The organism is Streptomyces sp. B5E4 (genome assembly GCF_039871555.1).
Lineage (GTDB): Bacteria > Actinomycetota > Actinomycetes > Streptomycetales > Streptomycetaceae > Streptomyces.
The window spans coordinates 153,107-177,677 of the sequence record NZ_JBDPMI010000010.1; the positions used below are offsets into that span (position 1 = coordinate 153,107).

The window sequence follows — 24,571 nt, forward strand, 5'->3', positions numbered from 1 at the left end:
CGATCCTCTGGTTACTCAGTCGTAGAAAAGTTCCTCACCTTTTCGCGCCACCGGAGGCGGGACCCCATGACCCGACAGCCGCACCTGCGCAAGGCCGGCCTGATCACCCTCGTCACGGTCCTCTTCGCCGCCCTGACGGCGCTCGGCACCGGGCCGGGCACCGCCGCCGCGGCGAACGACTGGTGGGACCCCGTCGCGCGGCCCGCCCCGGACTCCGGGGTGAACGTCACCGGCGAGCCGTTCCGCGGCACCGACGCCCGGGGAAACGTGCGCGGCTTCGTCGACGCGCACAACCACGTGATGTCCAACGAGGGCTTCGGCGGCCGGATCATCTGCGGCAAGCCGTTCGACCAGCGGGGCGTCACCGAGGCGCTCAAGGACTGCCCCGAGCACTACCCGGACGGCGCGCTCGCCCTCTTCGAGAACGTCACCGGCGGCGCCGACGGCCACCACGACCCGGTCGGCTGGCCGACGTTCGAGCACTGGCCGGCCAACGACTCGCTCAGCCACCAGCAGAACTACTACGCCTGGCTGGAACGCGCCTGGCGCGGCGGGCAGCGTGTCCTGGTGCAGGACCTGGTCACCAACGGCCTGCTCTGCTCGGTCTACCCGGCCAAGGACCGCGGCTGCGACGAGATGGACTCGATCCGGCTGCAGGCCGAGAAGACCTACGAGATGCAGGACTACGTCGACGCCATGTACGGCGGCGCCGGCCGCGGCTGGTTCCGCATCGTCACCGACGCCGAGCAGGCGCGCGCGGTGGTCGAGCAGGGCAAGCTCGCCGTCGTGCTGGGCGTGGAGACCTCCGAGCCGTTCGGCTGCAAGCAGGTGCTGGGCGTCGCGCAGTGCGACAAGGACGACATCGACCGCGGCCTGGACGAGTTGTACGGCATCGGCGTACGCAGCATGTTCCTGTGCCACAAGTTCGACAACGCGCTGTGCGGTGTGCGCTTCGACTCCGGCACGATCGGCGCGGCGGTCAACATCGGCCAGTTCCTCTCCACCGGCACGTTCTGGACCACCGAGAAGTGCATCGGCCGGCAGCAGGACAACCCCATCGGCCTGGCCGACCCGCCCGCCGAGGCGGCGAAGCTGCTGCCCGCGGGGGTGTCCGTGCCGTCGTACGACCAGGAGGCCCGGTGCAACACCCGCGGGCTGAGCGGGCTCGGCGAGTACGCGGTGCGCGGGATGATGGAACGCAACATGATGCTGGAGCTGGACCATATGAGCGTCAAGGCCGCCGGCCGGGCGCTGGACATCCTGGAGTCGGAGTCGTATCCGGGCGTCCTGTCCAGCCACAGCTGGATGGACCTGGACTGGACCGAGCGGCTCTACCGCCTCGGTGGCTTCTCCGCCCAGTACATGAACGCGGCCGAGGACTTCGTCGAGCAGGGCCGGCGGGGTGCGGAGCTGCGCGACAAGTACGGCGCCGGATACGGCTACGGCACCGACATGAACGGCGTCGGCGGCTGGCCCGCGCCCCGCGGCGACGACGCCCCGGACAAGGTCGCGTACCCCTTCAGGAGTGCCGACGGCGGCTCGGTCCTCGACCGGCAGGTCACCGGCGAGCGCACCTGGGACTTCAACAAGGACGGCGGCGCGCACGCGGGCCTCGTACCCGACTGGATCGAGCAGATGCGGTTGCACGGCGGTGGCGACGTGGTCGAGGACCTGATGGCCGGCGCCGAGTCCTACCTGACGACCTGGGGCGCCACCCAGAGCCACGAGCGGCCGGCGAACCTCGCCACGGGCGCCGCCGCGACGGCCAGCTCCACCGAGTTCAGCCTGCTGACGAGCTACGCCCCGGGCCGCGCCGTCGACGGCGACCGCGGCACCCGCTGGGCCAGCCACTGGAACGACGACCAGTGGCTGCGGCTCGACCTCGGCGAGAGCCGCCGGATCGGCCGGGTCACGCTCGACTGGGAGCGGGCCTACGCCAAGGCGTACCGCATCGAGGTCTCCGCGGACGGCAACGCCTGGCGCACGGTGTGGGCGACGGAGAACGGCGACGGCGGGCTGGACACCGCGGTGTTCGACGCCACCGACGCCCGCCATGTCCGTATCGTCGGCGTCCAGCGGGGCACCGGCCACGGCTATTCGCTCTACGAGGTCGGCGTCCACACGCGATGAGGGTTCGGCGTAAGATCGGCCAATGGCTGACTTGACCGAAACCACACCCGGCTGGCTGGCTCCCGAGGAGCTGGAGTCGGCGCGCGCACGGATGCCGGTCCTCTACGTCGACGCGGTGCCCGTCCGCGTCGACGACCGGGGCGAGGTCACGCATGTCGGCCTGCTGCTGCGGATCGGCCCGGACGGCGCGGTGAGCCGGGCGCTGGTCTCCGGCCGGGTGCTGCACCACGAGCGGGTCAGGGACGCGCTGCTGCGGCATCTGGAGAAGGACCTGGGGCCGGTGGCGCTGCCGCGGGTGCCGTCGTCGCCGCAGCCGTTCACGATCGCCGAGTACTTCCCGACGCAGGGCATCACGCCGTACCACGACCCGCGGCAGCACGCGGTGTCGCTGGCCTACGTCGTGCCGGTGGCGGGCGACTGCCGGCCGCGGCAGGATGCGCTGGACTTCGTCTGGTTCACGCCGCAGGAGGCCGCATCGCCCGTGGTGCAGCAGGAGATGCCCGGCGGCCAGGGCCACCTGCTCAAGCAGGCGCTCGCGCACGTGGGGTACGTCTCTTCCTGAACCGCCCCGGCCCGCCGCCGTGTCAGCCCTCCGCCGGGCCGGCCAGCTCCAGCCGGGCGAGCCCGGCCCGGGAGGTCACGCCCAGCTTGGGGTACGCCTTGTACAGGTGGTGCTCGACGGTGCGCGGGCTCAGGAAGAGCCGCGCACCGATCTGCCGGCTGCTCAGCCCCTGCGCCGCCAGCCGGGCCACCTGCAGCTCCTGCGGGGTGAGCCGGTCGGCGGGACGGGCGCGGGCGGCGGGCGGGGCTGCGGTGACGGCGGTGCCGGTGGCGCGCAGTTCGGCGCGGGCGCGCTCGGCCCAGGGGGCGGCGTCCAGCCGCTCGAAGCACTCCAGCGCGGCGCGCAGCGGCGCCCGGGCCTCGCTGCGGCGGCGCTCGCGGCGCAGCCACTCGCCGTAGAGCAGTTCGGTGCGGGCGTGTTCGAAGGGCCGCCCGCCCTGCTCGTGCAGCCGCAGGGCCCGCAGGTACGCCTCCTCGCCGCCGCCCAGCAGGGCCGCGCAGCGGGCCGCGACCGCCAGCGCCCAGGGCCGGCCGCCGCCTTCCGCCCAGCGCCGGAACCGGTCGAGCGGGGCGTGCGCGCGCTCCGGGCGGCCCAGCCGTACGGCGGCCTCGACGAGGTCGGCGGTGGCGGCCATGAGGACCGTCGTGTGCCGGCCGGGGCCGCGCCAGGCGGTCTCCAGCCGGTCGAGCGCGGCGGCGTGGCGGCCGCGGCTCAGGTCGAGCATGCTCAGCGCGCAGTCGGCGGCGACCCGGCCGGTGTCGGACGCCCGGCCGGCCAGCTCGGCGCAGCGGGCCTCGTCGCCCTCGGCCGCGGCCAGCCAGGCGCGTACGACGTCCAGTTCCCCGGTCCTGCGGTGGAGCCCGGTGTCCCGGGCGATCGCCGCGGCCTCGGCGACCGACGCCGCGGCGGCGCGGTGGTGCCCGGCCGTCCGCTGCGCCATGGCCTGTGCCTGGAGCACCTTGGGCAGCCGGCCGATGAGCCCCTCCGCGCGGCAGCGTTCGGCCTCGTCGGCGGCCAGGTCGAGGGCGGCCTCGTCGTCGCCGAGGATGATGCCGCCGTAGAGGGCCTGCATGCGCTCGTCGCCGTCGACCTGCCGGATGCCGTCAGCGGGGCCGGCCGTCGTCTCCGCCGAGGTGGCGTACGCGGCCTCCCGCGAGGCCCGGCGCACCCGCGCGACGTACCCCGCGAGCAGCGGCAGCCCGCGCGCATAGTCCTCCTTCAGGAGGTACGCCATGGCCTCCGCCGCCCCGTCGGGGCGGCCCAGTTCGCGCAGCCGGCGCGCGGCGACGCCGACCGGCTCCGGGCTGCCGGCGAACCATCCGAAGCCGGCGGCCGTGCGCAGCATCGCCGCCGCGTCGTCCGGCGCCGCCCCGGCCGCGCCGCGTACCAGCAGGCCCGCGGCCCGCCCCGGCGCGCCCCGCTCGAACTCCACCACCGACCGCACCCGCGCCAGCTCCGCGCGCAGCGCACCGTCCGCGGCCCGCGGCTCCGCCTCCTCCGCCAGCTCCGCGGCCCACTCCAGGTGCCCGGCCGACGCCGCGGCGCTCACCGCCGCGACGAGCCACGCCGCCTGGTCGCCGCGGTCAGGGGCGAGCTGCGCCGCGCGCCGGAACTGCCCCGCCGCGGCGGCGTACGCGGTGCGGCGCCGGGCGCGTCCGGCCGCCGCGGCGATCTCGGCGGCGGCGTCCGCGTCCGGGGCCGTGGTGGCGGCCGCGAGATGGTGGGCGCGGCAGTCGGGGTCGCCGGTGGCCCCGGCCAGCGCGCGGTGGGCGGCGATCCGGGCGGCCAGCGGCGCGCCCCGGTACGCGGCGGTGGCGATCAGCGGGTGCCGGAAGGCAACCGTGGCGCCGGTGGTGTGCAGCAGCCCGGAGCGGTCGAGTTCGTCCAGGCCGGTGCCCAGCGTATCCGCGGCGCGCAGCAGCAGCGGCAGGTCGCCGCGGGCCTCGGCGGCGGCGAGCACGGCCATCAGCCGCGCCCGCTCGGGCAGGGCGTCGAGCCGGTCCCGGAACCCGGCGAGCACCCGGTCGGCGACCGGCAGCGGCTCCGCCGCCCCGGGGGCGGCGCCCGGCCCGGTCCCGGCCGCGGTGGCGAACTCCAGCAGCGCCAGCGGGTTCCCCGCCGACTCGGCGACGATCCGGTCGCGCAGCTCCGGCGCGAACCCGCGGTCCCCGAGCAGGTCCGCGGCGTCCCGGGCGCCGAGCCGCGGCAGCCGCAGCTCCTGAAGGCCGTGCCCGGCGAGCCCTTCGTCCCGTACCGCGAACACCATCGCGACGCCCTCGGCGGCCAGCCGCCGCGCGGCGAACAGCAGCGCCTCCGCGGACGACCGGTCGACCCACTGGGCGTCGTCGACGAGGCAGAGCAGCGGGCCGCGCTCGGCGAGGCCGGCCAGCAGCGTGAGCACGGCGAGCCCGGTGAGGAACCGGTCCGGGCCGCGGTCGTGGCCTGCGTCCAGCACCGCGCGCAGCGCCGCGCGCTGCGGCTCCGGCAGCGCGCCGATACGGTCCCGCACCGGCCAGAGCAACTGCACCAGCCCCGCGAAGCCCAGCTCCGCCTCCCGCTCTGAGCCGGTCACGCGCAGCACCGGCAGACCGAGCCCTTCCGCCTCCCCGGCGGTCCAGTCCAGCAGCGCGGACTTGCCGATCCCGGCCTCGCCGCGGAGTACGAGCGCGCCGCTGCGGCCGCCCCCGGCGCCCGCGAGCAGGTCCTTCAGCGCCGCCTGCGCGGCGGATCTCCCCAGCAGCACGCCATGTCCTCCCCGGTTGCCTGGCACCACAACGCGCGGCCGGCACGGACACATTCCGAAGACTTGCTGATGCGGATACGTAGACCCCCCGGCCTAGCGTCACGAGCACCGCGCCGGCGATCGCGCAGCCCGCCGCGCGGCGGGCTGCCGGCTGCGCACAAACCGCACCACCACGGAGCACACCGATGCCGTACGCACCCTCCCCCGCCCGCCTCCGGCGGCCCGGCGTGAGCCTGGCCCTGCTGGCGCTCGGGCACCTCGTCATCAGCCTGGACCTGACCATCGTCTTCGTGGCGCTGCCGCACATCGCGGCCGACGTCGGCTTCACCGCGCACACCCAGCAGTGGGTGGTCAGCGTCTACGCGGTCCTCTACGGCGGCTTCCTGCTGCTCGGCGGCCGGCTCTCCGACCTCCTCGGGCGGCGCCGGATGTTCGTCACGGGTATGGCGCTGTACGGCACGGCGTCCGTGCTCGGCGGCCTGGCCACCGCGCCGGGGGTGCTGCTGGCCGCCCGCGGGCTGCAGGGGCTGGGCGGCGCGGTGCTGTTTCCCGCGGTGCTGGCACTGGTCAACACCGCCTTCGCGGAGGGCAGGGAGCGTACCCGGGCGCTGACGGTCTGGGCGATGGCGGGCGCCGGCGGCCTCACGGCCGGTTCGCTGGCCGGCGGGGTGCTGACCCAGGCGTTCGGCTGGGAGGCCGTCTTCTTCGTCAACGTCCCGATGGCCGCACTGGGCGCGGCGGCGGCGTTCGCCCTGCTGCCGGCCGACGGCCCCGCCCGCCGGGGCGGCATCGACGTGCCGGGCGCGCTGACCGGCACCGCGGGGGTGACTCTGCTGATCTTCGCGGTCGCGCACGGCTCCGAGGCGGGCTGGACGACGGGCGAGGTGGTCGCGGCGGCGGTGCTCGCGCCGCTGCTGCTGGGCGCGTTCCTGCGCACCCAGGCGCGCGGGTGCAACCCGCTGATGCCGCTGCGGGTGTTCCGCAACCGCGCGCTGAGCGCGGCGACCGTCGTGATCCTGCTCTTCGGCTTCACCACGCAGGCCGTGCCGTACTTCCTGACCATCCACTTCCAGAGCGTGCTGGGCTTCAGCGCGCTGGAGACCGGGCTCGCCTTCCTCGGCCCCACCCTGGCCATCACCGCGGGGAACTTCCTGAGCGAGAAGCTGGTCCACCGCTTCGGCAACCGCGCCTCGCTGACGGGCGGCATCCTGCTCAACGCCGCGGGCGCGGCACTGCTGGCGCCCGGTTTCCGGGCGGACGGATCGTTCCTCACCGTGCTGGCCGGGATCGTGGTGGTCGGCCTGGGCATGGGCGTCACCTACGAGTGCATGTGGATCGCCGCGGGTACCGGTGTGGCCGAGGAGGAGCAGGGCCTCGCCTCCGGGGTGGCGTCCACCGCGCTGCAGATCGGCACGGCCACCGGTATCGCCGTGCTCGTCGCCGTCGCGAACCGGGGCGTCGAGGGGCGGGTCGGGCAGGCGCTGCGGGCGGCGACGGCCGACGGGATGCGGGACGCGACGTTCGTGCTGGCGGTCGCCCTGCTGCCGGCGGTCCTGGCCGCGCTGGCCCTGCCACGCGGGAAGGCCCGCGTGGTCGCCGGGGGCGCACCGGAGATCCGGGAGGAGCCGGAAGGCGAGGCGGCGCGCGGGGCGGGGCAGGTGTCGTGAGGGGCCGGCGTCCGCGACCCCCTTGGGCACGGCTGCCGGGTGCCGGGGGCGCGAGCGTGCCGGCGCGCGGAGCCGGCGGCCCCGGCGGGCGGGGTCAGCGGTGGGCGCGGGACCAGAGGGCGGGCCAGCCGGCGGCGGCGAGCCAGGAGGCGGGGGCCCGCAGGCCGTCGGCCGCGACGCCGTCCCAGAACGCCGCGGTGTCCGCGCCCAGTTCGCGGGCCGCGGGGAAGGCGCGCTGCCAGGGGCCCTCCGGGTCGTCGAGGCTGGTCGCCGGGTACCCCGGCACGGTGACGGCGCGCGGCTCCGCGACGGCGGCCAGGCGGATCTCCGGGGCGCGGCAGGTGACGGCGACGGCCGCCGCGCACAACAGCGGGGCCGGCGGGCGCCGGGAGACCACGCGGGCGAGCGCGGCGTCGTCCTCGTACAGCAGGTGTCCCAGGGCCGCCCGGACGCGCAGGCCCATGAGCCCGATCGCGTACGCGGGCGCCACCGCGGGGCGCCGGACCAGGCCGCGCAACGCCTTGGGCAACGGCCCGGCACCGTCGAGGAGTTCGAGCTGCTCGAAGCGGTCCCGCAGCGCCGGGTCCAGCGCCGTCACCGCGGCGGCCAGCGGGCGGACGGCGGTGGCGGCCCACAGGTCCGCCGGGCCCACCGTCCCGTCGTCCAGGGCGCGGCGGCACGCGTGGGCCAGCGACGCGGGGCCCAGGCGGCGCAGCCGGGTCAGGGCGGCCCCGGGTCCGGCGGCGGTGGCCGCCGCGGTGCCGGTACGGGTGCCGCGTACGGGACCGGCCAGGGCGGCCGGGGCGGCCGGCACCGTGGCGGCGAGCGCGGCGTAGACCGCGGCCGTCCGGTCCGTGACCTGCTCCGCCCACGCCGCCTCCGCGAGCCCGGCCAGCTCCGGCCCGGCATCCGCCGTGAGCCGCGGCGCCGCCCGCCCGCGGCGCACGGGCGCGGCGGGCACCTCCTCGCCGGGCGCCGCCGCCGGCTCCGGCGGCTGGGTGCCGGGCAGGGTGGCGACCCAGCGCCGGAAGCGCTCCTCCAGCGCCTGGTCGGCGGTGTCGTTGAAGCGGCCGGCGAGTTCGCCGACGAGCCAGCCGCGCTCGGCGGGACGGGCGGGGCGCAGTTCGGCGTTGACGAGGATGCGGCCCTTGTCGTCGTGGAGCGCGGCCAGCGTGCTGCGGCCCTTCAACGCCGCGTCGACGTAGTGGGGGGTGGCGATGCAGTTGCCCATGTAATCCGCCCACTCCGCGAGGGTGCGGGCGCTGCGGGCCAGCCGGAAGCGGGCGCGGGTGCCGGGCACGAGGGTGGCGTCGACCGCGGCCAGCGGCGGCGGTACGGGGAACTCGCCGCTCAGCGCCTCGGCCACGTCGACGTCCGCACGCAGGCTGTCGACCAGCCCCGCCCAGGTCTTCACGCCCTTGCCCACGGTCCCGCCGAGGGCGACGAGTTGCGCGGCGCCGGAGACCGCGAGGCCCACCGAGTCCAGCCGCGGCACCAGCGGCGCCGTGGCCGCCGGCGGGTCGTGGTCCAGGCCGAGCGGATCGCCGTGCGGGGTGACGGACGCGGCCTCGTGGCCGTGCACCTGCGCGAGCGCGTCGGCGAGTTCCGCGTACCACAGCAGATCGCCCAGCACCTCGACGTCGCGGGGGGCCGCCGGCTCGCCCTGCGCGCGCCGGTCGCGCAGCCGGGCGGCGAGGGTGTCGCGGGTGCCGAAGCGGTCGAGCAGCCACGGCGGGTTCTCGGCCCACTCCTCGGGCGGGCGCACGGGACTGTAGCCGGTCCGGCGCCGCCAGCCCCGCAGATCGCCCGCCGCCCAGTCGTGCAGCACGTCCTCGGGCACCGGCAGCTCCCCGCGGAGCAGCCGGCCGGCCTCCTCCACGGCGACCAGCGCGTAGTCGCGGGCCCGCGCCAGGCGCGGGCGCACCTGCGTCTCGTACGGAACCCCGGCCGGGCCGCTCTTGAGGACCTGCCGGTGCAACTCGCGGACGTGGCTCGCGGGCCGGGCGGGCAGGCCGGTCAGGCCCGGGACGCGGCGGGCGGCGTGTGCCGCGGCGGTGTCGCCGGTGGCCGCGACGGCGGCGGCCAGCTGCGCCTCCATGTGCGCGAGTCCGAGGGCCGGTCCGTGGTCGGTGACCGCGACGGCGGTGCGCAGCAGCACGGTGGCGGCCTGGGCGTCCTGCACGATCCGGTGCAGCAGGGCGTGCCAGTAGGCGTCGCTCGGCGTCCACCACGCCGCCGCGAGCAGCGGTGTCCCGCCGGGCCGCCCGTCGTGGGGTACCCACCGGAACACCAGCTCCTCCTCGAACTTCGCCCGCCGGATGCGCAGTTCCGCCACCCGGCCCTGGCGGCCCTGGGTGGCGAGCAGCCGCTCGCGGCGCGCCTGCCGGGCGTGGCCGTCGCGCACCCGGTCCCACAGGTCGCTCAGCACGGCCGGGCGGCGGGGCCGCGGCAGCGGGGCGAGCACGCGGCCCAGATGCTCCGCGAGTACGGAAGGGGCGCCGCCGTCGACGGGGTCGACGCCGGCGGGCGCGTCGAGGGCGAGGATGTGCTCGACCTGCTCGGGGCCCAGCACATCGCTGGCGGCGGCCGCGAGCCGTACGGCACCCCAGCGCTCCTCCGCCACGGCCCGCGCGGCGGCGGCGCCGACGCGCTTGGTCGCGGCGGGGCCGAAGAGCGCCACCGTCGTCGCGGCCCGGTCGCCGAGCCGCCCCGCGTCCGCGGGGCCGAGCGCGCGCAGCGCGGCGAGGACCGCGTCGCGCTTGTCGCCGCGGGCGCCCGCGAGCCGGGCGGAGCGGAAGCCGCCGCCGAGGTCGACGCCCGCGCCGGCGGCGACCGCGCCGCCCGCCGCGACCAGCCGCTCCAGCGCGGCGACGGCGGCCCCGGCCGGCTCCTCCCCGGCCTCCGGCGGGCCGAGGGCGACGGGCGTGCCCGCGGGGACGTCGGCCTGCTCGGCCAGCCGAACGGGCACGCCGGAGCGGGCGGCCCACGCCGCCTGTCCCGTGGTCACCACGCCGTCTGCCAGCCGGAATCTCATCCGCCCAGGATGGCGGAGGCGGCTCCGCACCGCCAACGCCATTTCCCGGGCGGGCAGATGGCGTGACGCCGGGGACGGGCCGGGCCGCCGCGGGGGTCAGGGGCGGCCGGCGGCGGGAACCTCCTCCGCCTCGGGCGGCGGGCCCGGCGGGGTGCCGTCGCCGAAGGGGTGCCCGCCCAACTGGGCGCGGTGGTGCGGGGTCAGCCAGCCGGAGAGGTCGGGCCCGGCGGGGACGACGCCCGTCGGGTTGATGCCCGTGTGGACCTCGTAGTAGTGGCGCTTGATGTGGTCGAAGTCGACCGTGTCGCCGAAGCCCGGCGTCTGGTAGAGGTCGCGGGCGTACGCCCACAGCACCGGGTCCTCCATGATCTTGTTGCGGTTGCACTTGAAGTGGCCCTGGTAGACGGGGTCGAAGCGGACCAGGGTGGTGAACAGCCGGATGTCGGCTTCGGTGAGGGTGTCGCCGACCAGGTAGCGGCGGACGGACAGCCGCGCGGACAGCTCGTCCAGTTGCCGGAACACGTCGTGGTACGCGACCTCGTACTCGTTCTGGGTGGTGGCGAAGCCGGCCCGGTAGACACCGTTGTTGACGTTGCGGTAGACGGCGTCCATCACCTCGTCGATCTCGTCGCGCAGCGCCTCGGGGTAGAGGTCGGGGGCGCCCTCGCGGTGCAGGGCGGTCCACTCGGTGGCAAAGTCCAGGGTGATCTGCTGGAAGTCGTTGGTGACGAGCTTGCCGCTGGGCACGTCGACGATCGCGGGGACGCTCACCCCGCCCGGGTAGCCGGTCTCGCGCGCGTCGTACGCCTCGCTGAGGAAGCGGATGCCCAGCACCGGGTCGCGGCCGTCGGGGTCGAGGGTGAAGCGCCAGCTCCGGTCGTCCTGGATCGGGTCGGTGACGCCGATGGAGAGGGCGGGCTCCAGGCCGAGCAGCCGACGGGAGATCAGCGTGCGGTTGGCCCAGGGGCAGGCGCGGTTGATGACGAGCCGGTAGCGCCCGGCCTCGACGGGCCAGCCGTCCTCGCCGGCCGCGGTGATCCGGTCGGCGAAGTGGCTGCGCGAGCGCTTGAAGCGCTTCCTGCCGTACTCCGTGTTCCCCTGTCCTGCCCCACCGCTCTCGCTGCTGCTCATCGCCGGCTCCTTCGTCGACCTGCCTGACACCACCGGCCCTATTGTCCAGTGCGGCCCGGTCCGCTGTCAGGTGATGCGGTGCCCGCCGGGCGAGTCGCCACACGGCCGGATCAGGGCTTTGCTCCGGCGGTGCGGTAATGGTAAGTGCACAGCTCACGGAACCCGGCGCGGGCGTAGAGCCGCAGGGCCGCCGGGTTGTCGCGCTCCGCCTGGAGATACAGATGCGCGGCCCCGTGCGCCCCGGCCCAGCCCGCCAGCGCGCCGAGCACCCGGGCGCCGGCGCCCCTGCCCCGGGCCGCGGGCAGGGTTGCCATGGCGAAGACGCCGGCCCAGCCGGTGTCGGCGACCGCGCGGCCCACGGCCACCGTCTCGTCGCCGTCCAGGGCACGGGCGTACGCGGACGGTCTCGCGACCCGGTCGAGCAGCCCCCACGCGGCGGGTCCCGCGCCCCGGCCGTGGACGGCGTGCCAGACGCCGAACCACGCGTCGCCCGGACGGTCTTCGACATCCACCCGAAGACGGCCCCCGTCCCGCCGGCCCGCCATGCCGGCGACCGCGACGGCCTGGAGGGACACCGGGTGCGCGCGGCGGTAGCCGCGAGCGGCGAGCAGGTGGCCGAGCCCCGCAGGGCAGGCGGCCGGGGTGATCTGGAACCGCGCCGTGCCCCCGTGCCGGGCTAGAACTCCTCTGCGCGTGCCACCCGGTGGGCCGGCTCCGCCGGCCCGGCGGGCGCGTCGGGACCGTGCGGCAGCACCGAGGCCACCCACCACGAGCTGCCCGTGTCGTGCCGCAGCCACCAGCCGTCCGCGTGCTCGACCAGTTCCGCGGGCAGCGCCCGCGCGGCCCGCTCCTGCAGCCCCCGTACGGTCTCGGCCAGGACGCCGGCCGCGGCGGCGGACTCCGAGGGGATCATCCGGGCACTCCAGGGCCGCCGGTGCGGCCGGAGAAACACGGTGGCCCGGGGCCGGGGCGGTCTGCCAGGGTAACGGCGATGAACACCGCCTTCCGCCCCGGTCTCGCCCTGGCCCGGGACTTCAACGCCGAGGTCGTCGCGCCCCTCCTGGGCCCGGTGCTCGCCCGGACCCCGTACGCCGCCGCGCTGCTGGGCTGGGGCTCGGAGGTGCAGGGCTTCGACACCCCGCGCTCGACGGACCACGCCTGGGGCCCGCGGCTGCAGGTGTTCCTCGCACCGGCGGACCACCGGGCCCACGCCGCGGGGCTCACCGCGCTGCTCGACCGGGAGCTGCCGGAGCGGTTCGGCGGCCACCCCGTGCGCTTCGCCTTCCCCGGCGGTACGGCGCCGCGGCACTGGGTCGACGTGCTCGATGCCGACGCGCACTTCGCGGACCAGCTCGGCGAGGTGCCGGACGGCGCTCTGTCGGTGGGCGGCTGGCTGGCGGCGCCGTGGCAGGTGCTGCGGGAGCTGACGGGCGGCGCGGTGTTCCACGACGGCGCGGGGGTGCTCACCGCGTACCGGGAGCACCTCGGCTGGTATCCGGACCAGGTGTGGCGCTATGTGCTGGCGTGCCAGTGGCGGCGGCTGCACCAGGAGGAGCCGTTCGTCGGGCGCTGCGGGGAGGTCGGGGACGATCTGGGGTCCGCGGTGACGGCCGCCCGGCAGGTGCGCGAGGTGATGCGGCTGTGTCTGCTGATGCGCCGGGTCTACCCGCCGTACGGCAAGTGGCTCGGCTCCGCCTTCGCCGCGCTCCCGGAGGCGGCGGAGCTGGGGCCGCTGCTCTCCGGGGTGCTGGCAGCGCGCGGCTGGCGGGAGCGCGAGCGGCAGTTGTCGCCCGCGTACGAGCGGGTGGCGCGGATGCACAACGAGCTGGGGCTCACGGAGCCGCTGGCGCCGGAGGTACGCCCGTTCCACGAGCGGCCGTTCCTCGTCCTGGCCGCCGAGCGCTTCTGCGCCGCGCTGCTGGCCACGGTCGGTGAACCGGAGCTGGCGGCGCTGCCGCCGGTGGGGTCCGTGGACCAGTACACCGACAGCACCGAGCTGACGGCGCACGGCTTCCCCGACCGCCGCCGGAGCTATCTCGCCCGGCTCGGCGGGTCCGTCAGCTGACCGGCGGGGCCGGCGGGCGCCCGCCGCGCAGCCGGCGCAGCACCAGCAGACCGCCGACGCCCGGGACTACCGCCCGGGGCCGGGCGCCGGGGGCGGTGTGCGCCGGGGTCGTCGCCCAGGTCAGGGCGATGACCGCGAGGTAGGCGGTGCCGTGCACGGGGCCGCCGAGGGTGGTGACGGCGTCGGTGTGCACCGTGACCAGGTTGACCAGCAGGGCCGCGAGCGTGGCCAGTTCGACGGCGGCGGCGATCCGCAGCGCGCGCACCGCTCAGGCCCCCGTGGTGGAGCCGGGTCGGACGATCATCAGCACGACGACGACCGCCCACAGCAGGTTGAAGACCCCGGTGAGCATGGCCAGCCGGCTCGCGGCGGGGCGCAGCGCGTCGCCGTCCACAGCGGGGGCGGCACCGCCGACCCGGGTGAGCAGGCGCTGCTGTCCCGGCAGGATCGCGAGCGCGAGCAGGGCCGCGGCGCCGGTCGTCAGCGCGATCGAGGCGAGCAGCCAGGCGTCGGTCAGCACCCCGAGCTGCGCGCCGGTGGCCACGCCGAAGGCGGGGACGGCCAGACCCACGACGGCGTACACGCGGCAGATGCGGTGCAGGAACGCGGGTGTCCCGTCGCGGTGCGCGGGGTCGGCGGCGGCCGACTCGCGGGCGATCCGGGGGAACACCGACGCCGCCACGGCGATCGGCCCGATGGCCAGGATCGCCGCGAGCACGTGTACGGACAGCAGGAACTTCGTCACCGCACCCTCCCAGGGTCTATATGTTGGCTACCAATACATAGCACACCAACAGCAGGAGGTAGGGTGGGTGCTCATGAGAGGCGATCCGGTACGCGGACACTTGGACGGACTGCTGCTCGCCGCGCTCGAAGGCGGCCCGCTGCACGGCTACGCGATCATCACCGCCGTGCAGCAGCGCAGCGCGGGCGCGCTGGAGCTGCGTACGGGCACGGTCTATCCGGCGCTGAACCGGCTGGAGCGCACGGGCCTGCTGCGCAGCACGTGGGAGTCGGTGGGCGAGCGGCGGCGCCGCTGCTACGAGCTGACCGACGCGGGCCGCCGCGCGCTGGCCGACGAGCGCACCGCCTGGCGGGAGTTCACCAGCGCCATCGGCTCGGTCCTGGACCCGGTCCTGCCGCCGAGGCCGGCGACGTGACGGCCGCGGAAGCCCGCGGCGCGGGCACCGCCGGCGCCGCTTCCGGCACCCCGGGACGCGGCGCCGTGGAGGACCACCTCGCCGCCCTGGACGCCGCGCTGCACGGCCCCGCCCGCGTCAAGTCCCGGATGCTGGCGGAGGTACGCGACGGGCTCGCCGACGCCACCGACGCACACGCCGAAGCGGGCGCGCCCTCCCCCGCCGCGGCGGCGGCCCGCGCGGTGCGCGACTTCGGCACCGTGGCGGAGGTCGGCCCCGCGTTCCAGCGCGAGCTGACGATCGCACAGGCCCGGCAGACGGCCCGGATCGTCGCGCTCATCGTGCCGTTCCTGATGGCCTGCTGGTATCTGGTCGGCGCCACCGCGGAGGACGCCGGCGGTCGACTGCACGCGGCCGTATACGTGCTCGCGGCGCACCTCGGCGGGCTCGCCGCGCTGGCCGCGCTGCTCGCCGCCGGGTCACTGGCCGCGACCGGCGCCGTCTCCCGCCGGGCGGCCACCCCGCGGCAACTGCCGCTCGTGGTGGCCTGGACCGGCACCACGGCGGCCGTGGCGCTCGCGGTCAGCGCGCTCACCCTGACCGTCGGCGCCGTGCTGGCGCGGGACTGGCCGGCGGGCGCGCTGGCAGGCGCGGTCACCCTCGTCGCCCACACCCGGCTCGCGGCCTCCGCCCGCGCCTGCCGGCACTGCGCACTGCTCGCCCGCTGACGCGCCTGCGCGGCCGCGGGCGCCCGGCGACCCGCAGCGGGCGGGATCGTAGGGCCCGGCCGCAGGGCTGCGGCCGGGCCCGGTCCGTACGGTCGGTGGCGTACCGTACGGCCCCTCCCCGATCTACGGGAGTCCGCGGTCCAGTGCGTTGAACAAGGTTCCGTTCGACAGGTCTCCGGACATCTCCCAGACCATCCCGCCGAGCAGCCCCTTCTGCCTGATGTAGGCCGTCTTCTGGTCGATCGCCCAGGTGTCGTCGAAGGACCACCACTGGCCGTTCGCCCCGGTGTACCCGTACGTGGCCACGGACTGGGTGTCGTGGTGCACGGTCATGCCGGGCACCATGGCGACCAGGTTGTCGTAGCCGCGGGTGCCGGCCTCCTCCTGGAACTGGCCGGGAGCGGCCCCGCCCGCGCTCTGCCACTCGCCGTTCGCGCCGCCGGCGGCCACCTGCTGCCAGCCGCGTCCGTAGAACGGGAAGCCGATGGTCAGCTTGCGCGGCTTGACGCCCGCGTTCAGGTAGTGCTGCACGGCGCCGTCGATGCTGAAGTCGTTCGGGTACGGCGACTGCGCGTCCGGGTACAGGTTGGCCTGGTGGCCGGTGCGGTTGGGCTCCCACGAGTTGTCGCTGCCGGAGCCGTGGAAGTCGTAGCCCTGGACGTTGGCGAAGTCCATGTACCTGAAGATCTCCTTCAGGTCCCAGCCGGCGTCGATCTTCTCGGGGTCGGCGGGGGTGAAGGCGGTCAGCAGCTTGTGGTCGCCGCCCAGCGCGTCGAGCTGGCGCCGGAACTCGGCGATCAGCGCGGTGTTGTTGGCCTTGTCGTCGGTGGACCAGTGGTTGCCCGGGTGGCCGTCGGGCGACCCCGGCCACTCCCAGTCCAGGTCGATGCCGTCGAAGATGCCGGCGGCCACGCCGGGGCCGCCGGCGCCGTTGTACGCGGGCAGGTCGCCCTTGATGTACATGTCGATGCAGGACTTGACGAACTTCTCCCGGGAGGCGGGCGTCTTGGCGACGTCGGAGAAGTACTTGGAGTAGGTCCAGCCGCCCAGCGAGATGAGGATCTTCAGGTGCGGGTGCTTGGCCTTGAGCTTCTTGAGCTGGTTGAAGTTGCCGCGCAGCTTGCCCCAGCCGTCGTCGGCGACGCCGTCGACCGACTGGCCGGCGGGGAAGGCCCGGCCGTAGTCGGCCTCGGCGTCGCCGGCGCCGTCGCCCTGGTCGGGGTCCTGCGGGTTCGGCGTGGTGCCCTTGGTGACGCCGTTGAGGCAGGTGAGGTTCTTCGGGTCGATGTTGGCGAAGGCGTAGTTGATGACGTCCATCTTGGCGGCGGCGCCGGAGGTGTCGAGGTCCTTCACGAAGTACTGGCGGCCGTAGATGCCCCACTGCACGAAGTAGCCGACCTTGGCGTAGCCGCCCTGGCCGACGGCCTCGTCGGTGGTGACGGTCAGGGTGTTGCCTGCGGGCGAGGGGTTGTCGGCGGCGTCGCGGGCCCTGACCGTGAAGGCGTACTGCGTCGCAGGCGTCAGCCCGGTCAGCGTGGTGGTCAGGGTGTCCGCGGGCACGCTGGCGACCAGCGCGGAGCCGCGGTGGACGTCGTAGGCGGCGACGCGCTTGTCGTCGGTCGCCGCGTCCCACCGGAGCGCCACGGTGCTGGACGTCACCGCCGTGGACCGCAGGTTGGGCGGCGCCGTGGGCGGCACCGTGTCGGTCGCCGGGTCCACCGTCGTCGCGGTCACGGGGGCGCTGGGCGGGCCCTCGTTGCCGCGCGAGTCCTTGGCCCGGACGGTGAACTCGTAGGAGGTGGCGGGAGTCAGGTCGCGGACGGTGGCCCGGGTGGTGGCGCCGGCCGCCACGACGGCCCCGCCGCGCAGGACCTCGTAGGAGGTCACCGGGAAGTCGCCCTGGGTCGCCGCGTTCCACGTCAGCGTCACGGTACGGGCGGTGGTGTCGGCGACGCCGACGCCACCCGGTGCCTGCGGGGGCACGGCCGGGCTGCCGTCGCACTTGTCGCCGTTGATCAGGCAGCCGGTGGGCGCGGTCATCGGGCCGCTGCCGGTGAAGGTGTAGCTGTACGGCTCGGTGTTGCGGCCCGCCGGAACGCGGGCGTTGTAGTACGCGGGCGTGACGGTGACGTGGCGGCCGTCGACCTTCGCGGTGCCGTGGGTGTGGCTGCTGACCGACACGCCGGCCGGCAGGTCGAACTCCAGCGACCAGTTCTCCACGGCGGCGCTCCCGGCGTTGGCCACCACGAACTTGCCCGTCCACGACGAGCCGCTGCCGGAGCTGCTGAACGTCGCGGTGAGCCCGGCCTGGGCGCTCGCGGGCGGGGCGAGGGTGGTGAGCCCGGTGAGCGCCAGCGCCAGCACGGCGAGGACGGCGAGCAGGCGCCGGGACACGGGAAACGATCTGAGGCGTAAGGGTGCGGCTCTCTGCGCGGACACGGCTCTCCTTGTGGGGAAGACGACGTCCACCCGCGCGGCGGGTCGTTCGCGTGCACGGGTGGTCGGACGCGAATCGTGCGGTATGGACCTCTAAGACAGCCCCGGGTCACGAACATGTCAACGTCAGGGGTGAGAGCGCCGGACCGTACCAATCCGGGCCGCCGGACGACTCCCCCACGCTCCGGCGCGCCACAAAGGACTGGACCAATCCCGGTAAATTTTACCGTCCCTTGACCCGCGCGCGGCCCGGCTCACCTTCGGATACGGGCCGTTGCCGCCCCGCTCAGATCCAGCCCTGCTGCCAGGCGCGGTGCGCGGCGGCGTGCCGCGAGTTCGCGCCGAGCTTGGCCATCGCGGCGGAGAGGTAGTTGCGTACCGTCCCGGGCGCGAGGTGCACCTCGGCGGCGATCTCCGCGACCGACGCGCCGGTACGGGCCGCGCGCAGCACCTCCAGTTCCCGGTCGCTGAGCGGGCAGTCGTCCTCGGTCAGCGCGGCGGCGGCGATGTCCGGGTCGACGTAGCGGCGGCCGGCGGCCACGTCCCGGACGATCTCCGCGAGCCGCGCCGCGGGGGTCGTCTTGGGCACGAAACCGCGGACGCCCGCGGCCAGCGCGCGGCGCAGCACGGCGGGCCGGGCGTGCCGGGTGACGATGACGACCTGGGTGGGCAGTTCGGCGCGGATCTCCTCGGCGGCCGTGAGCCCGTCGGTGGGCGGCATCTCCAGGTCGAGCACGGCGATGTCGGGGCGGTGCTCGCGGGCGCGCAGCACCGCGTCGGTGGCGGTGGCCGCCTCGGCGACCACGTCGAGGTCGTCCTCCAGCGCGAGCAGCGCGGCCAGCGCGCTTCTGAGGAGGTCCTCGTCGTCGGCGAGGAGCAGCCGGATCACCGGGGGGCGCCGTTCGCCGGGCCCGGCAGTGAGGCGACGACCTCGAAGCGGTCGCCGTCGCGGCCCCAGGTCAGCTCGCCGCCGGCGGCGCGCAGCCGCTCGGCCAGGCCGGAGAGGCCGGAGCCGCCGGGTGCCCGGGGGGTGCGGGCGGCCGGACCGGGCGCGCCGGCGCCGTCGTTGCTGAACCGCAGCCGTGCCAGCCCGCCGGCCAGGGTGTAGTCGACCTCGGCGCGGCGGGCGCTGCTGTGCCGGAGCACGTTGGTGGTGGCCTCCCGTACGACCAGACCCAGCAGATGCCGCGCCGGCGCGGCGCGGCCGGCGGCGACCGCCGCGGGGTCGAGCGTCATCCGGGCGTCGATGTCGGCCGCGGCGAGCACCCGGGTGGCGTTGGCGATCTCGTCGTCGAGGGTGGTGCGGCGGTAGCCGTGCACCACGGCGCGGGTGTCGCGCAGGGCGTCGGCGGCCAACTGCCGTACGTCGCGCATCTCGGCGGCGGCGCGCGCCGGGTCGTGTTCGGCGAGCCGGGCGGCCAGTTCGCCCTTGAGCGCGATGACCTGGAGGTGGTGCCCCTGGATGTCGTGCAGGTCCGCGGCGAACCGCAGCCGCTCGTCCTTGACCGCGACCTCGGCCTCCAGCCGCCGCGCCCGGTCCAGCCGCGCCGCGAGGTCCCAGGCCCACAGCGGCCCGAGCAGCATCCAGACACTGAAGGCGACCAGCCCCGCGGGGAAGAGCGCGGCGTAGGCGAACTCCCCGTCCCCGGCGGCGAGGCTGACCGCGCCGCCCGGCAGCGTCGCGAGCACGACGGCCCCGGCGACGAGCAGCAGCCGGCGGCGGCCGGTCAGATACGTGGCGCCGATCGCGACCATGATCGCGGGGGCGAGGCCCCACAGCCCGTAGTTCTGCCGCAGCAGCGGCAGGACGGCGAGCACGGCGGTGGCGGCGACCGCGGCGAGGAGCCAGCCGCGCGGCGGACCTAGGGGGCCCGCGCCGTCCGGGTCCGGCGGCGCCAGCCGGGCGCTGAGCAGCACCGCGCTGGCCACCGTCGCGACGACGAGCGCCGCGACGGCCGGGACGCGGGCCCACGCCGGCACATCGCCGTCCAGCACCCAGCCGCCGTACAGCGGCAGGAGGCACAGCACGGCGGTGCCGGGCACCGCCCACCACGTGTACCGGCGGAAGCCGGTCAGCCCGGTCCCGCGTTCGCTCACCCCGTCGCGCACGCCGACATTGTGGCAGCAGGGGCGCGCCCGCGGCGCGTGTCGTACGGCACGTACCCGCATGACAGATGTCATGCGGGTACGTGCCGGCGGCACGCCCCGACGTGCGGCTTCGGCACTACTGGCGGGCCCGCCGCGGCGCCAGTCTGGAACGGCGCCGGGATACCCCGGCCCCGTATCCCGAAGGAGACCGCCGTGCAGACACCCGGTGAGACCGCGGCCCGGCCCGCGTCGCAACACGGCCACGGCTGGTGGCACTTCGCCCGCCACTACGTGGAGATGGTGGTGGCGATGGCCGCCGGCATGCTCGTGTTCGGCGCGCTGATCCGCTTCGGGCTGGCACTCGCCGGCTTCGAGCTGTCCGCGGAGGGCCACCCCGAACTGGCGAGCCTGGAGATGGCGTTCAGCATGTCGGCGGGCATGGCGCTGTGGATGCGCCATCGCGGCCACGGCCTGCGGAGCACCGCCGAGATGTGCGCCGCGATGTTCGTGCCCGCGGCGGTGCTCTTCCCGCTGCTGTGGCTGGGCGCGGTGGCGCCGGACTCGCTGACGGTGCTCGAACACCTGGCGATGCTGCCGCTGATGCTGCTGGTCATGCTGCGCCGCCGCGCCGAGTACGGCGCCTGACACCGCCCGATTCCCCTGACGTACCGAGGAGTTCCCATGTCCGTCACGACGTACCCGCAGACCCCCGCCGACGGGACCGCCCCGAAACGGCCCGGCCCCGCGCGGGCGCTGCTGCGCCGCTGGCCGACGGCGCTGGCGCTCGCGCTGACGGTGCCCGGCCTGTTCTCCGGCGGCGACGGCGACCCCGGGGGCGCGGTCGACGCCTTCGGCGAGGCGCTGCCCCTGCTGCCGCTGCTGTACCTGATCCTCACCCAGACCGGCCGGCCTCGCTGGACCTGGCCGGCCCTGGGCGCCGGGGTCGCGGTGATGGTCGCGCTGCGGACGACGGGGCTCGTGGCCCCGTCGACCGTCCTGGTGGCGGTCGCGCTGGGCCTGCTGCTGTGGGGCGCCGTCCGCGGCACGCCGCACGGCGGGGCGGTCTTCGGGCTGCAGAGCGCGGGCGCGGTGCTGTTCTGCGGGCTCGCGGTGGCGGGGCTGGCGGTGGACCCGGACCTGGGCCGCTATCTGGTGGCGGCGGGCTGGTTCTTCCACGGCGTGTGGGACTTCGCCCACCTGCGGATGCGCCGGCTCGACGGGATCGTGTCGCCCACGTTCGCCGAGTGGTGCGGGGTCGTGGACGTGGTGATCGCCGCCGAGCTGCTCTTCGCCCACTGATCGGCACGGGCCCGGTGGCGCTCCGCACTCGCCGCCGGGTCCCGCATGTCCGCGTACGGCCACGGGAGGGGTCCCGGGACCGGCGTGTCAGCCTGGGGCGCCGGCGACCGGACCGCGGTGGTCCGTCGCGGCCTTCGGTGATCCGGCGGAGTCCGAGGAGGGGAGTACGGCGTGGCGGGGTGGCGGGAGCGGCTGTGGTCGAGGCCGGGTGCCCGCGCGCAGCAGCGGGGCGGGATCCAGTCGCTGGCGATGACGCCGGACGGACGCCACGTGATCACCGGAGGCGGCGACGGGCTGCTGCGGATCTGGCGGCCGGCTCCCTGGAAGCTGCTCGGGGAGATCGACACGTACGCGAACGTCGTCAAGTCGGTCGCGGTGACACCGGACGGCGTGCGTGTCGTGGCCAGCGGGCACGGCACGGTCGGCGTGTGGAACCTGTGGACCGGCGAGCCGGTCACCGGACCGCTGGACGTGCACCGGTACCTGGGCGAATGGGGCATCGCACTGTCCGTGCACGCCGCGCTCACGCCCGACGGCAGGCGGATCGTCACCGGCGGCGGCGAGGGGAAGGTGCACGTACTCAGCCTGGAGAGCGGCATCCCGGCCGGGCGGTCGATCCAGGCGCACAAGCTGGTGGCCGCGGTGGCGGTCACCCCGGACGGCAGGAAGATCGTCAGCACCGGGCACGAGGACGGCAAGGACGGCGTCCTGCGGATCTGGGACCTGGCCGACGGCAGCCCGGTCGGCGGCCCGGTGACGGCCCACCGGTGCTTCGTCCAGGGGCTGGCGATCACCCCGGACGGCACCCGCGCGGTCAGCGGCGGCGTCGACGGGCGGCTGCAGTTCACCGAACTCGACGGCAGCGGCACGACGTCCGGCGTGGACGTCGCCGCGCACGGGGAGACGGTGGCGGGCATCGCCGTCGCCCCCGACTCGCGGATCGTCAGCGTCGGCAGCGGCGGCGTCGCCCATGTCTGGGACCCGGTCACGCCGCCGGCCCAGGCCCGTACCTTCCGGACGGAGTCGCGCTACCTGTCCGCGGTGGTCGTCTCCCCCGACGGCCGGCGCTTCGTCACCGCCTCCCGCAACACCGGCGTGCTGCAGGTGTGGAACATGCCGCCGCCGGCGAGGGGGGCGTAGCCTGCGGCTTCATGGACGAACTCGCCGCGCCGGCCGGACGTCGTGCCCGGGACCTGGGGTTGGTGGCGGGGCGGCTCCCGGCCGGTCCGTACGGTGCGATCACCGACGTGCCGGGCGTGCGCGTGGGACACGTGACGCTGCGCGAGCCCCCGCTGCTGCACAGCGGCGTCACGGCGATCGTGCCCGGGGACGTGCACCCGGGAGCGCCGCTGCCCGCCGGGGTGTTCGCCGGGAACGGGTACGGCAAGCTGATCGGCAGCACGCAGCTCGCCGAGCTGGGCGCGCTGGAGACGCCGGTGCTGCTCACCTCGACGCTGTCGGCGTTCCGGGCCGCCGACGCGCTCGTCGGCTGGATGCTGGAGCGGCCCGCGTGCGCGGACGTGACGAGCCTCAACCCGGTCGTCGGCGAGTGCAACGACGGCGTGCTGTCGGACATCCGCGCCCGGCCCGTACGCGAGGAGCACGTGCGCGCGGCGCTCGACGGGGCGGCCGGCGGGCCGGTCGCGGAGGGGTGCACGGGCGCGGGCACGGGAGTGGCGGCGCTGGGCTTCAAGGCGGGCGTGGGCACGGCGTCGCGGCTGGTGGAGGTCGGCGGGCGCGGCGCGTGCGTCGGCGTCCTCGTCCAGGCGAACTTCGGCGGCACGCTGCGCGTCCTCGGCCGCACCGTCACCCCCGCCGACGTCGGCGTCCCCGGCCCCGGGGCCGCGCCCGAGGCCGGCTCGTGCATGGTCGTCGCGGCCACCGACGCGCCGCTGGACGCCCGGCAGTTGACCCGGGTGGCGCGGCGCGCGGTCTTCGCGCTGGCCAGGACGGGGGCGGCGTACGGGCACGGGAGCGGCGACTACGCGATCGCCTTCGGCGTACGGCCCGGCGGGCGGCCGCCGGCAGACGCGGGTCTCGACCCGGTCTTCGAAGGGGTCATGGACGCCGTCGAGGAGGCGGTGCTCAACTCGCTGCTCGCCGCCGTCACGACGACGGGCCCGGCAGGCCGCACCCGCCACGCCCTGCCGGCCGGCCGGCTGCTCGGGCTGCTCGGCCCGCGCTGACCGGCCCGCCGGGGGGCCGGTGGTTCAGCGGTCGCGGTCGGCGCAGGCGGCCTCGTCCGCCGGCTCGGGGGCGGGCCGCGGGACGGTCCGGGGGTCGTTCTTGACCTCCGGCACCGCGGGGCGGCGTTCGCCGACCGCGGGGGCGAGGAAGATCGCAAGGGCGACCAGCGTGAGGACGGCGATCATCGCGGAGCGCAGCCCGTAGTGGTCGCCCAGGAAGCCGAGGCCGGGCGGGCCGACGAGGAAGGCGCCGTACGCGATCATCGCCACCAGGCTCACCCGGGCCGTGGGGTCCGGGCCGGAGTCGCCGGCGGCCGAGATGGCGACCGGGAAGCCCAGCGAGGCGCCGAGCCCCCAGAAGAGGACCGCGGCGCCGGCGGCCACCGGATGGTCGACGAAGATCACCACGACCAGCCCGAGCGCGGCGGAGATCGCGCTGGTGCGGATCACGAGATAGCGCCCGAAGCGGTCGATGAAGAAGGCGCCGCAGAAGCGGCCGACGGTCATGGCGGTGGCGAAGCCCACGTACACCAGGGAGCCCAGCGCGGCGTCCAGGTCGTGGCCGTCGACCATCAGCAGCGGCAACCAGTCGGTCGCGGCGCCCTCCGCGAGCGCCATGGCCAGGACGACCGCGCCGATCAGCAGCAGCCGGGTGTCCTTCCACAGCGGCCGGCCGCCGGCCGCGCCCTCGCTGCCCTCGGCGGCGTCCGCCTCCGCATCCGCGGCCGTCTGCCTGCCGACGCCGCCCGGGACGTCGCCGAAGGCGGCGAGGAAGACGGCGAGCGCGACGCAGGACATGATGATCAGGTGCCACTGCACGGGGAAGGCGACGGCCGTGGCCAGCATCCCGAGGCTCGCGCCGAGCACGGTGCCGAGGCTGAAGAACCCGTGCAGCGTCGTCATCACGGACCGGCCGAGCAGCCGTTCGACCTCCGCCCCCTCCACGTTCAGCGCGACCTCACCGGAGCCGCCGCCGAGGCCGAACACGAAGAGCCCGGCGGTGACGAGGGCCGCCGACGAGGCGAGCGCCCCCGTCCCGACCCCGGCGACCCCGAGCGCGATCAGCACCGTGCCGCCGCCGATCACCGGCCGGGTGCCCATCCGGGCCACCAGCGCCCCCGAGCTGACGATGCCGATGGTGGAGCCCACGGACAGGCCGAAGAGGATCAGGCCCATCTCCGCCGTGGAGGCACCCAGCTCGTCGCGGACGTCGGGGGTGCGCGTCACCCATGACGAGAGCGACAGCCCGGGTATGAGGAACATCAGGGAGAGCGACAGGCGCCTGCGGCGCGAGGCGGTGGCCATCGGGGGCTCTCTTTCGAATCGGTGACTCGTCAGCGCCGGGGCGACGGCCGTGCGGGCA

At 76.0% G+C, this 24,571-nt stretch carries 21 protein-coding genes; 10 read left to right on the forward strand and 11 right to left on the reverse strand.

From position 1 onward, the window contains the following. Positions 1-66 precede the first annotated feature (66 nt). Positions 67-2,130: a discoidin domain-containing protein gene (locus tag ABGA99_RS16145; protein WP_347582869.1), complete on the forward strand. Its 2,064-nt coding sequence runs from the start codon at positions 67-69 to the stop codon at positions 2,128-2,130. Positions 2,131-2,152: 22 nt separating this feature from the next. Continuing rightward, positions 2,153-2,692 carry an NUDIX hydrolase family protein gene (locus ABGA99_RS16150; RefSeq protein WP_347579890.1) on the forward strand — a complete coding sequence of 180 codons (540 nt, stop codon included), beginning with the start codon at positions 2,153-2,155 and terminating at the stop codon, positions 2,690-2,692. Positions 2,693-2,714: 22 nt separating this feature from the next. Here the strand turns inward: ABGA99_RS16150 and ABGA99_RS16155 are convergent, their stop codons facing one another. Then, the gene (locus ABGA99_RS16155) at positions 2,715-5,435 is read right to left on the reverse strand and encodes a LuxR C-terminal-related transcriptional regulator (RefSeq protein WP_347582870.1); all 2,721 of its coding nucleotides are present in this window, start codon (positions 5,433-5,435) and stop codon (positions 2,715-2,717) included. Positions 5,436-5,620: 185 nt separating this feature from the next. Between ABGA99_RS16155 and ABGA99_RS16160 the strand changes: the two genes are divergently transcribed. After that, the gene (locus ABGA99_RS16160; protein WP_347582871.1) at positions 5,621-7,102 is read left to right on the forward strand and encodes an MFS transporter; all 1,482 of its coding nucleotides are present in this window, start codon (positions 5,621-5,623) and stop codon (positions 7,100-7,102) included. Between the two features lie 94 nt (positions 7,103-7,196). Here ABGA99_RS16160 and ABGA99_RS16165 read toward each other — a convergent pair whose 3' ends face one another. From ABGA99_RS16165 to ABGA99_RS16180, 4 genes are all read right to left on the reverse strand, one after another. Then, positions 7,197-10,136: a hypothetical protein gene (locus ABGA99_RS16165; RefSeq protein WP_347582872.1), complete on the reverse strand. Its 2,940-nt coding sequence runs from the start codon at positions 10,134-10,136 to the stop codon at positions 7,197-7,199. A gap of 96 nt (positions 10,137-10,232) precedes the next feature. Further along, the gene (locus tag ABGA99_RS16170) at positions 10,233-11,267 is read right to left on the reverse strand and encodes a glutathione S-transferase C-terminal domain-containing protein (RefSeq protein WP_347579894.1); all 1,035 of its coding nucleotides are present in this window, start codon (positions 11,265-11,267) and stop codon (positions 10,233-10,235) included. A 110-nt stretch (positions 11,268-11,377) separates the two neighbouring features. After that, positions 11,378-11,779 (reverse strand): GNAT family N-acetyltransferase, encoded by a 402-nt coding sequence (locus ABGA99_RS16175; protein ID WP_347579895.1) that lies wholly within the window; start codon positions 11,777-11,779, stop codon positions 11,378-11,380. A 164-nt stretch (positions 11,780-11,943) separates the two neighbouring features. Further along, positions 11,944-12,180 (reverse strand): hypothetical protein, encoded by a 237-nt coding sequence (locus tag ABGA99_RS16180; protein WP_347579896.1) that lies wholly within the window; start codon positions 12,178-12,180, stop codon positions 11,944-11,946. A gap of 78 nt (positions 12,181-12,258) precedes the next feature. On the opposite strand from ABGA99_RS16180, the gene ABGA99_RS16185 reads away from it, so the two are divergent. Further along, positions 12,259-13,332: a DUF4037 domain-containing protein gene (locus ABGA99_RS16185; RefSeq protein WP_347579897.1), complete on the forward strand. Its 1,074-nt coding sequence runs from the start codon at positions 12,259-12,261 to the stop codon at positions 13,330-13,332. On the opposite strand, the gene ABGA99_RS16190 is transcribed toward ABGA99_RS16185, so the two are convergent. Together ABGA99_RS16190 and ABGA99_RS16195 are read right to left on the reverse strand one after the other, a co-directional pair. Then, on the reverse strand, positions 13,325-13,597 hold the full coding sequence (locus ABGA99_RS16190) for a hypothetical protein (protein ID WP_347579898.1): 273 nt from the start codon (positions 13,595-13,597) through the stop codon (positions 13,325-13,327). The genes ABGA99_RS16185 and ABGA99_RS16190 overlap by 8 nt on opposite strands. Before the next feature lie 3 nt (positions 13,598-13,600). Then, positions 13,601-14,077 carry a hypothetical protein gene (locus tag ABGA99_RS16195; protein ID WP_347579899.1) on the reverse strand — a complete coding sequence of 159 codons (477 nt, stop codon included), beginning with the start codon at positions 14,075-14,077 and terminating at the stop codon, positions 13,601-13,603. 73 nt (positions 14,078-14,150) lie between these two features. On the opposite strand from ABGA99_RS16195, the gene ABGA99_RS16200 reads away from it, so the two are divergent. After that, positions 14,151-14,492, forward strand: coding sequence for a helix-turn-helix transcriptional regulator (locus ABGA99_RS16200; RefSeq protein WP_347579900.1), 342 nt, complete (start codon positions 14,151-14,153; stop codon positions 14,490-14,492). Further along, a complete protein-coding gene (locus ABGA99_RS16205) occupies positions 14,489-15,199 on the forward strand; it encodes a permease prefix domain 1-containing protein (protein WP_347579901.1) in 711 nt (236 codons plus the stop codon). The genes ABGA99_RS16200 and ABGA99_RS16205 overlap by 4 nt, the downstream gene beginning before the upstream one ends. Positions 15,200-15,322: 123 nt before the next feature. Here ABGA99_RS16205 and ABGA99_RS16210 read toward each other — a convergent pair whose 3' ends face one another. The 3 genes from ABGA99_RS16210 to ABGA99_RS16220 all read right to left on the reverse strand — a co-directional run bounded on the left by ABGA99_RS16210 (position 15,323) and on the right by ABGA99_RS16220 (position 19,744). Continuing rightward, positions 15,323-17,638 (reverse strand): glycosyl hydrolase family 18 protein, encoded by a 2,316-nt coding sequence (locus ABGA99_RS16210; protein WP_347579902.1) that lies wholly within the window; start codon positions 17,636-17,638, stop codon positions 15,323-15,325. A gap of 283 nt (positions 17,639-17,921) precedes the next feature. Continuing rightward, on the reverse strand, positions 17,922-18,524 hold the full coding sequence (locus ABGA99_RS16215) for a response regulator transcription factor (RefSeq protein WP_101420051.1): 603 nt from the start codon (positions 18,522-18,524) through the stop codon (positions 17,922-17,924). Then, the gene (locus ABGA99_RS16220; protein WP_347582873.1) at positions 18,521-19,744 is read right to left on the reverse strand and encodes a histidine kinase; all 1,224 of its coding nucleotides are present in this window, start codon (positions 19,742-19,744) and stop codon (positions 18,521-18,523) included. The genes ABGA99_RS16215 and ABGA99_RS16220 overlap by 4 nt, the downstream gene beginning before the upstream one ends. A gap of 192 nt (positions 19,745-19,936) precedes the next feature. Between ABGA99_RS16220 and ABGA99_RS16225 the strand changes: the two genes are divergently transcribed. The 4 genes from ABGA99_RS16225 to ABGA99_RS16240 all read left to right on the forward strand — a co-directional run bounded on the left by ABGA99_RS16225 (position 19,937) and on the right by ABGA99_RS16240 (position 23,208). Continuing rightward, positions 19,937-20,368, forward strand: a complete 432-nt coding sequence (locus ABGA99_RS16225) for a hypothetical protein (protein ID WP_347582874.1) — start codon at positions 19,937-19,939, stop codon at positions 20,366-20,368. A 36-nt stretch (positions 20,369-20,404) separates the two neighbouring features. Then, on the forward strand, positions 20,405-21,022 hold the full coding sequence (locus tag ABGA99_RS16230) for a hypothetical protein (protein ID WP_347581339.1): 618 nt from the start codon (positions 20,405-20,407) through the stop codon (positions 21,020-21,022). 171 nt (positions 21,023-21,193) lie between these two features. Beyond that, positions 21,194-22,162 carry a WD40 repeat domain-containing protein gene (locus ABGA99_RS16235; RefSeq protein ID WP_347581338.1) on the forward strand — a complete coding sequence of 323 codons (969 nt, stop codon included), beginning with the start codon at positions 21,194-21,196 and terminating at the stop codon, positions 22,160-22,162. A gap of 11 nt (positions 22,163-22,173) precedes the next feature. After that, on the forward strand, positions 22,174-23,208 hold the full coding sequence (locus ABGA99_RS16240) for a P1 family peptidase (RefSeq protein WP_347581337.1): 1,035 nt from the start codon (positions 22,174-22,176) through the stop codon (positions 23,206-23,208). A gap of 24 nt (positions 23,209-23,232) precedes the next feature. On the opposite strand, the gene ABGA99_RS16245 is transcribed toward ABGA99_RS16240, so the two are convergent. After that, positions 23,233-24,513 (reverse strand): MFS transporter, encoded by a 1,281-nt coding sequence (locus ABGA99_RS16245; RefSeq protein WP_347581336.1) that lies wholly within the window; start codon positions 24,511-24,513, stop codon positions 23,233-23,235. Between the last annotated feature and the right edge of the window lie 58 nt (positions 24,514-24,571).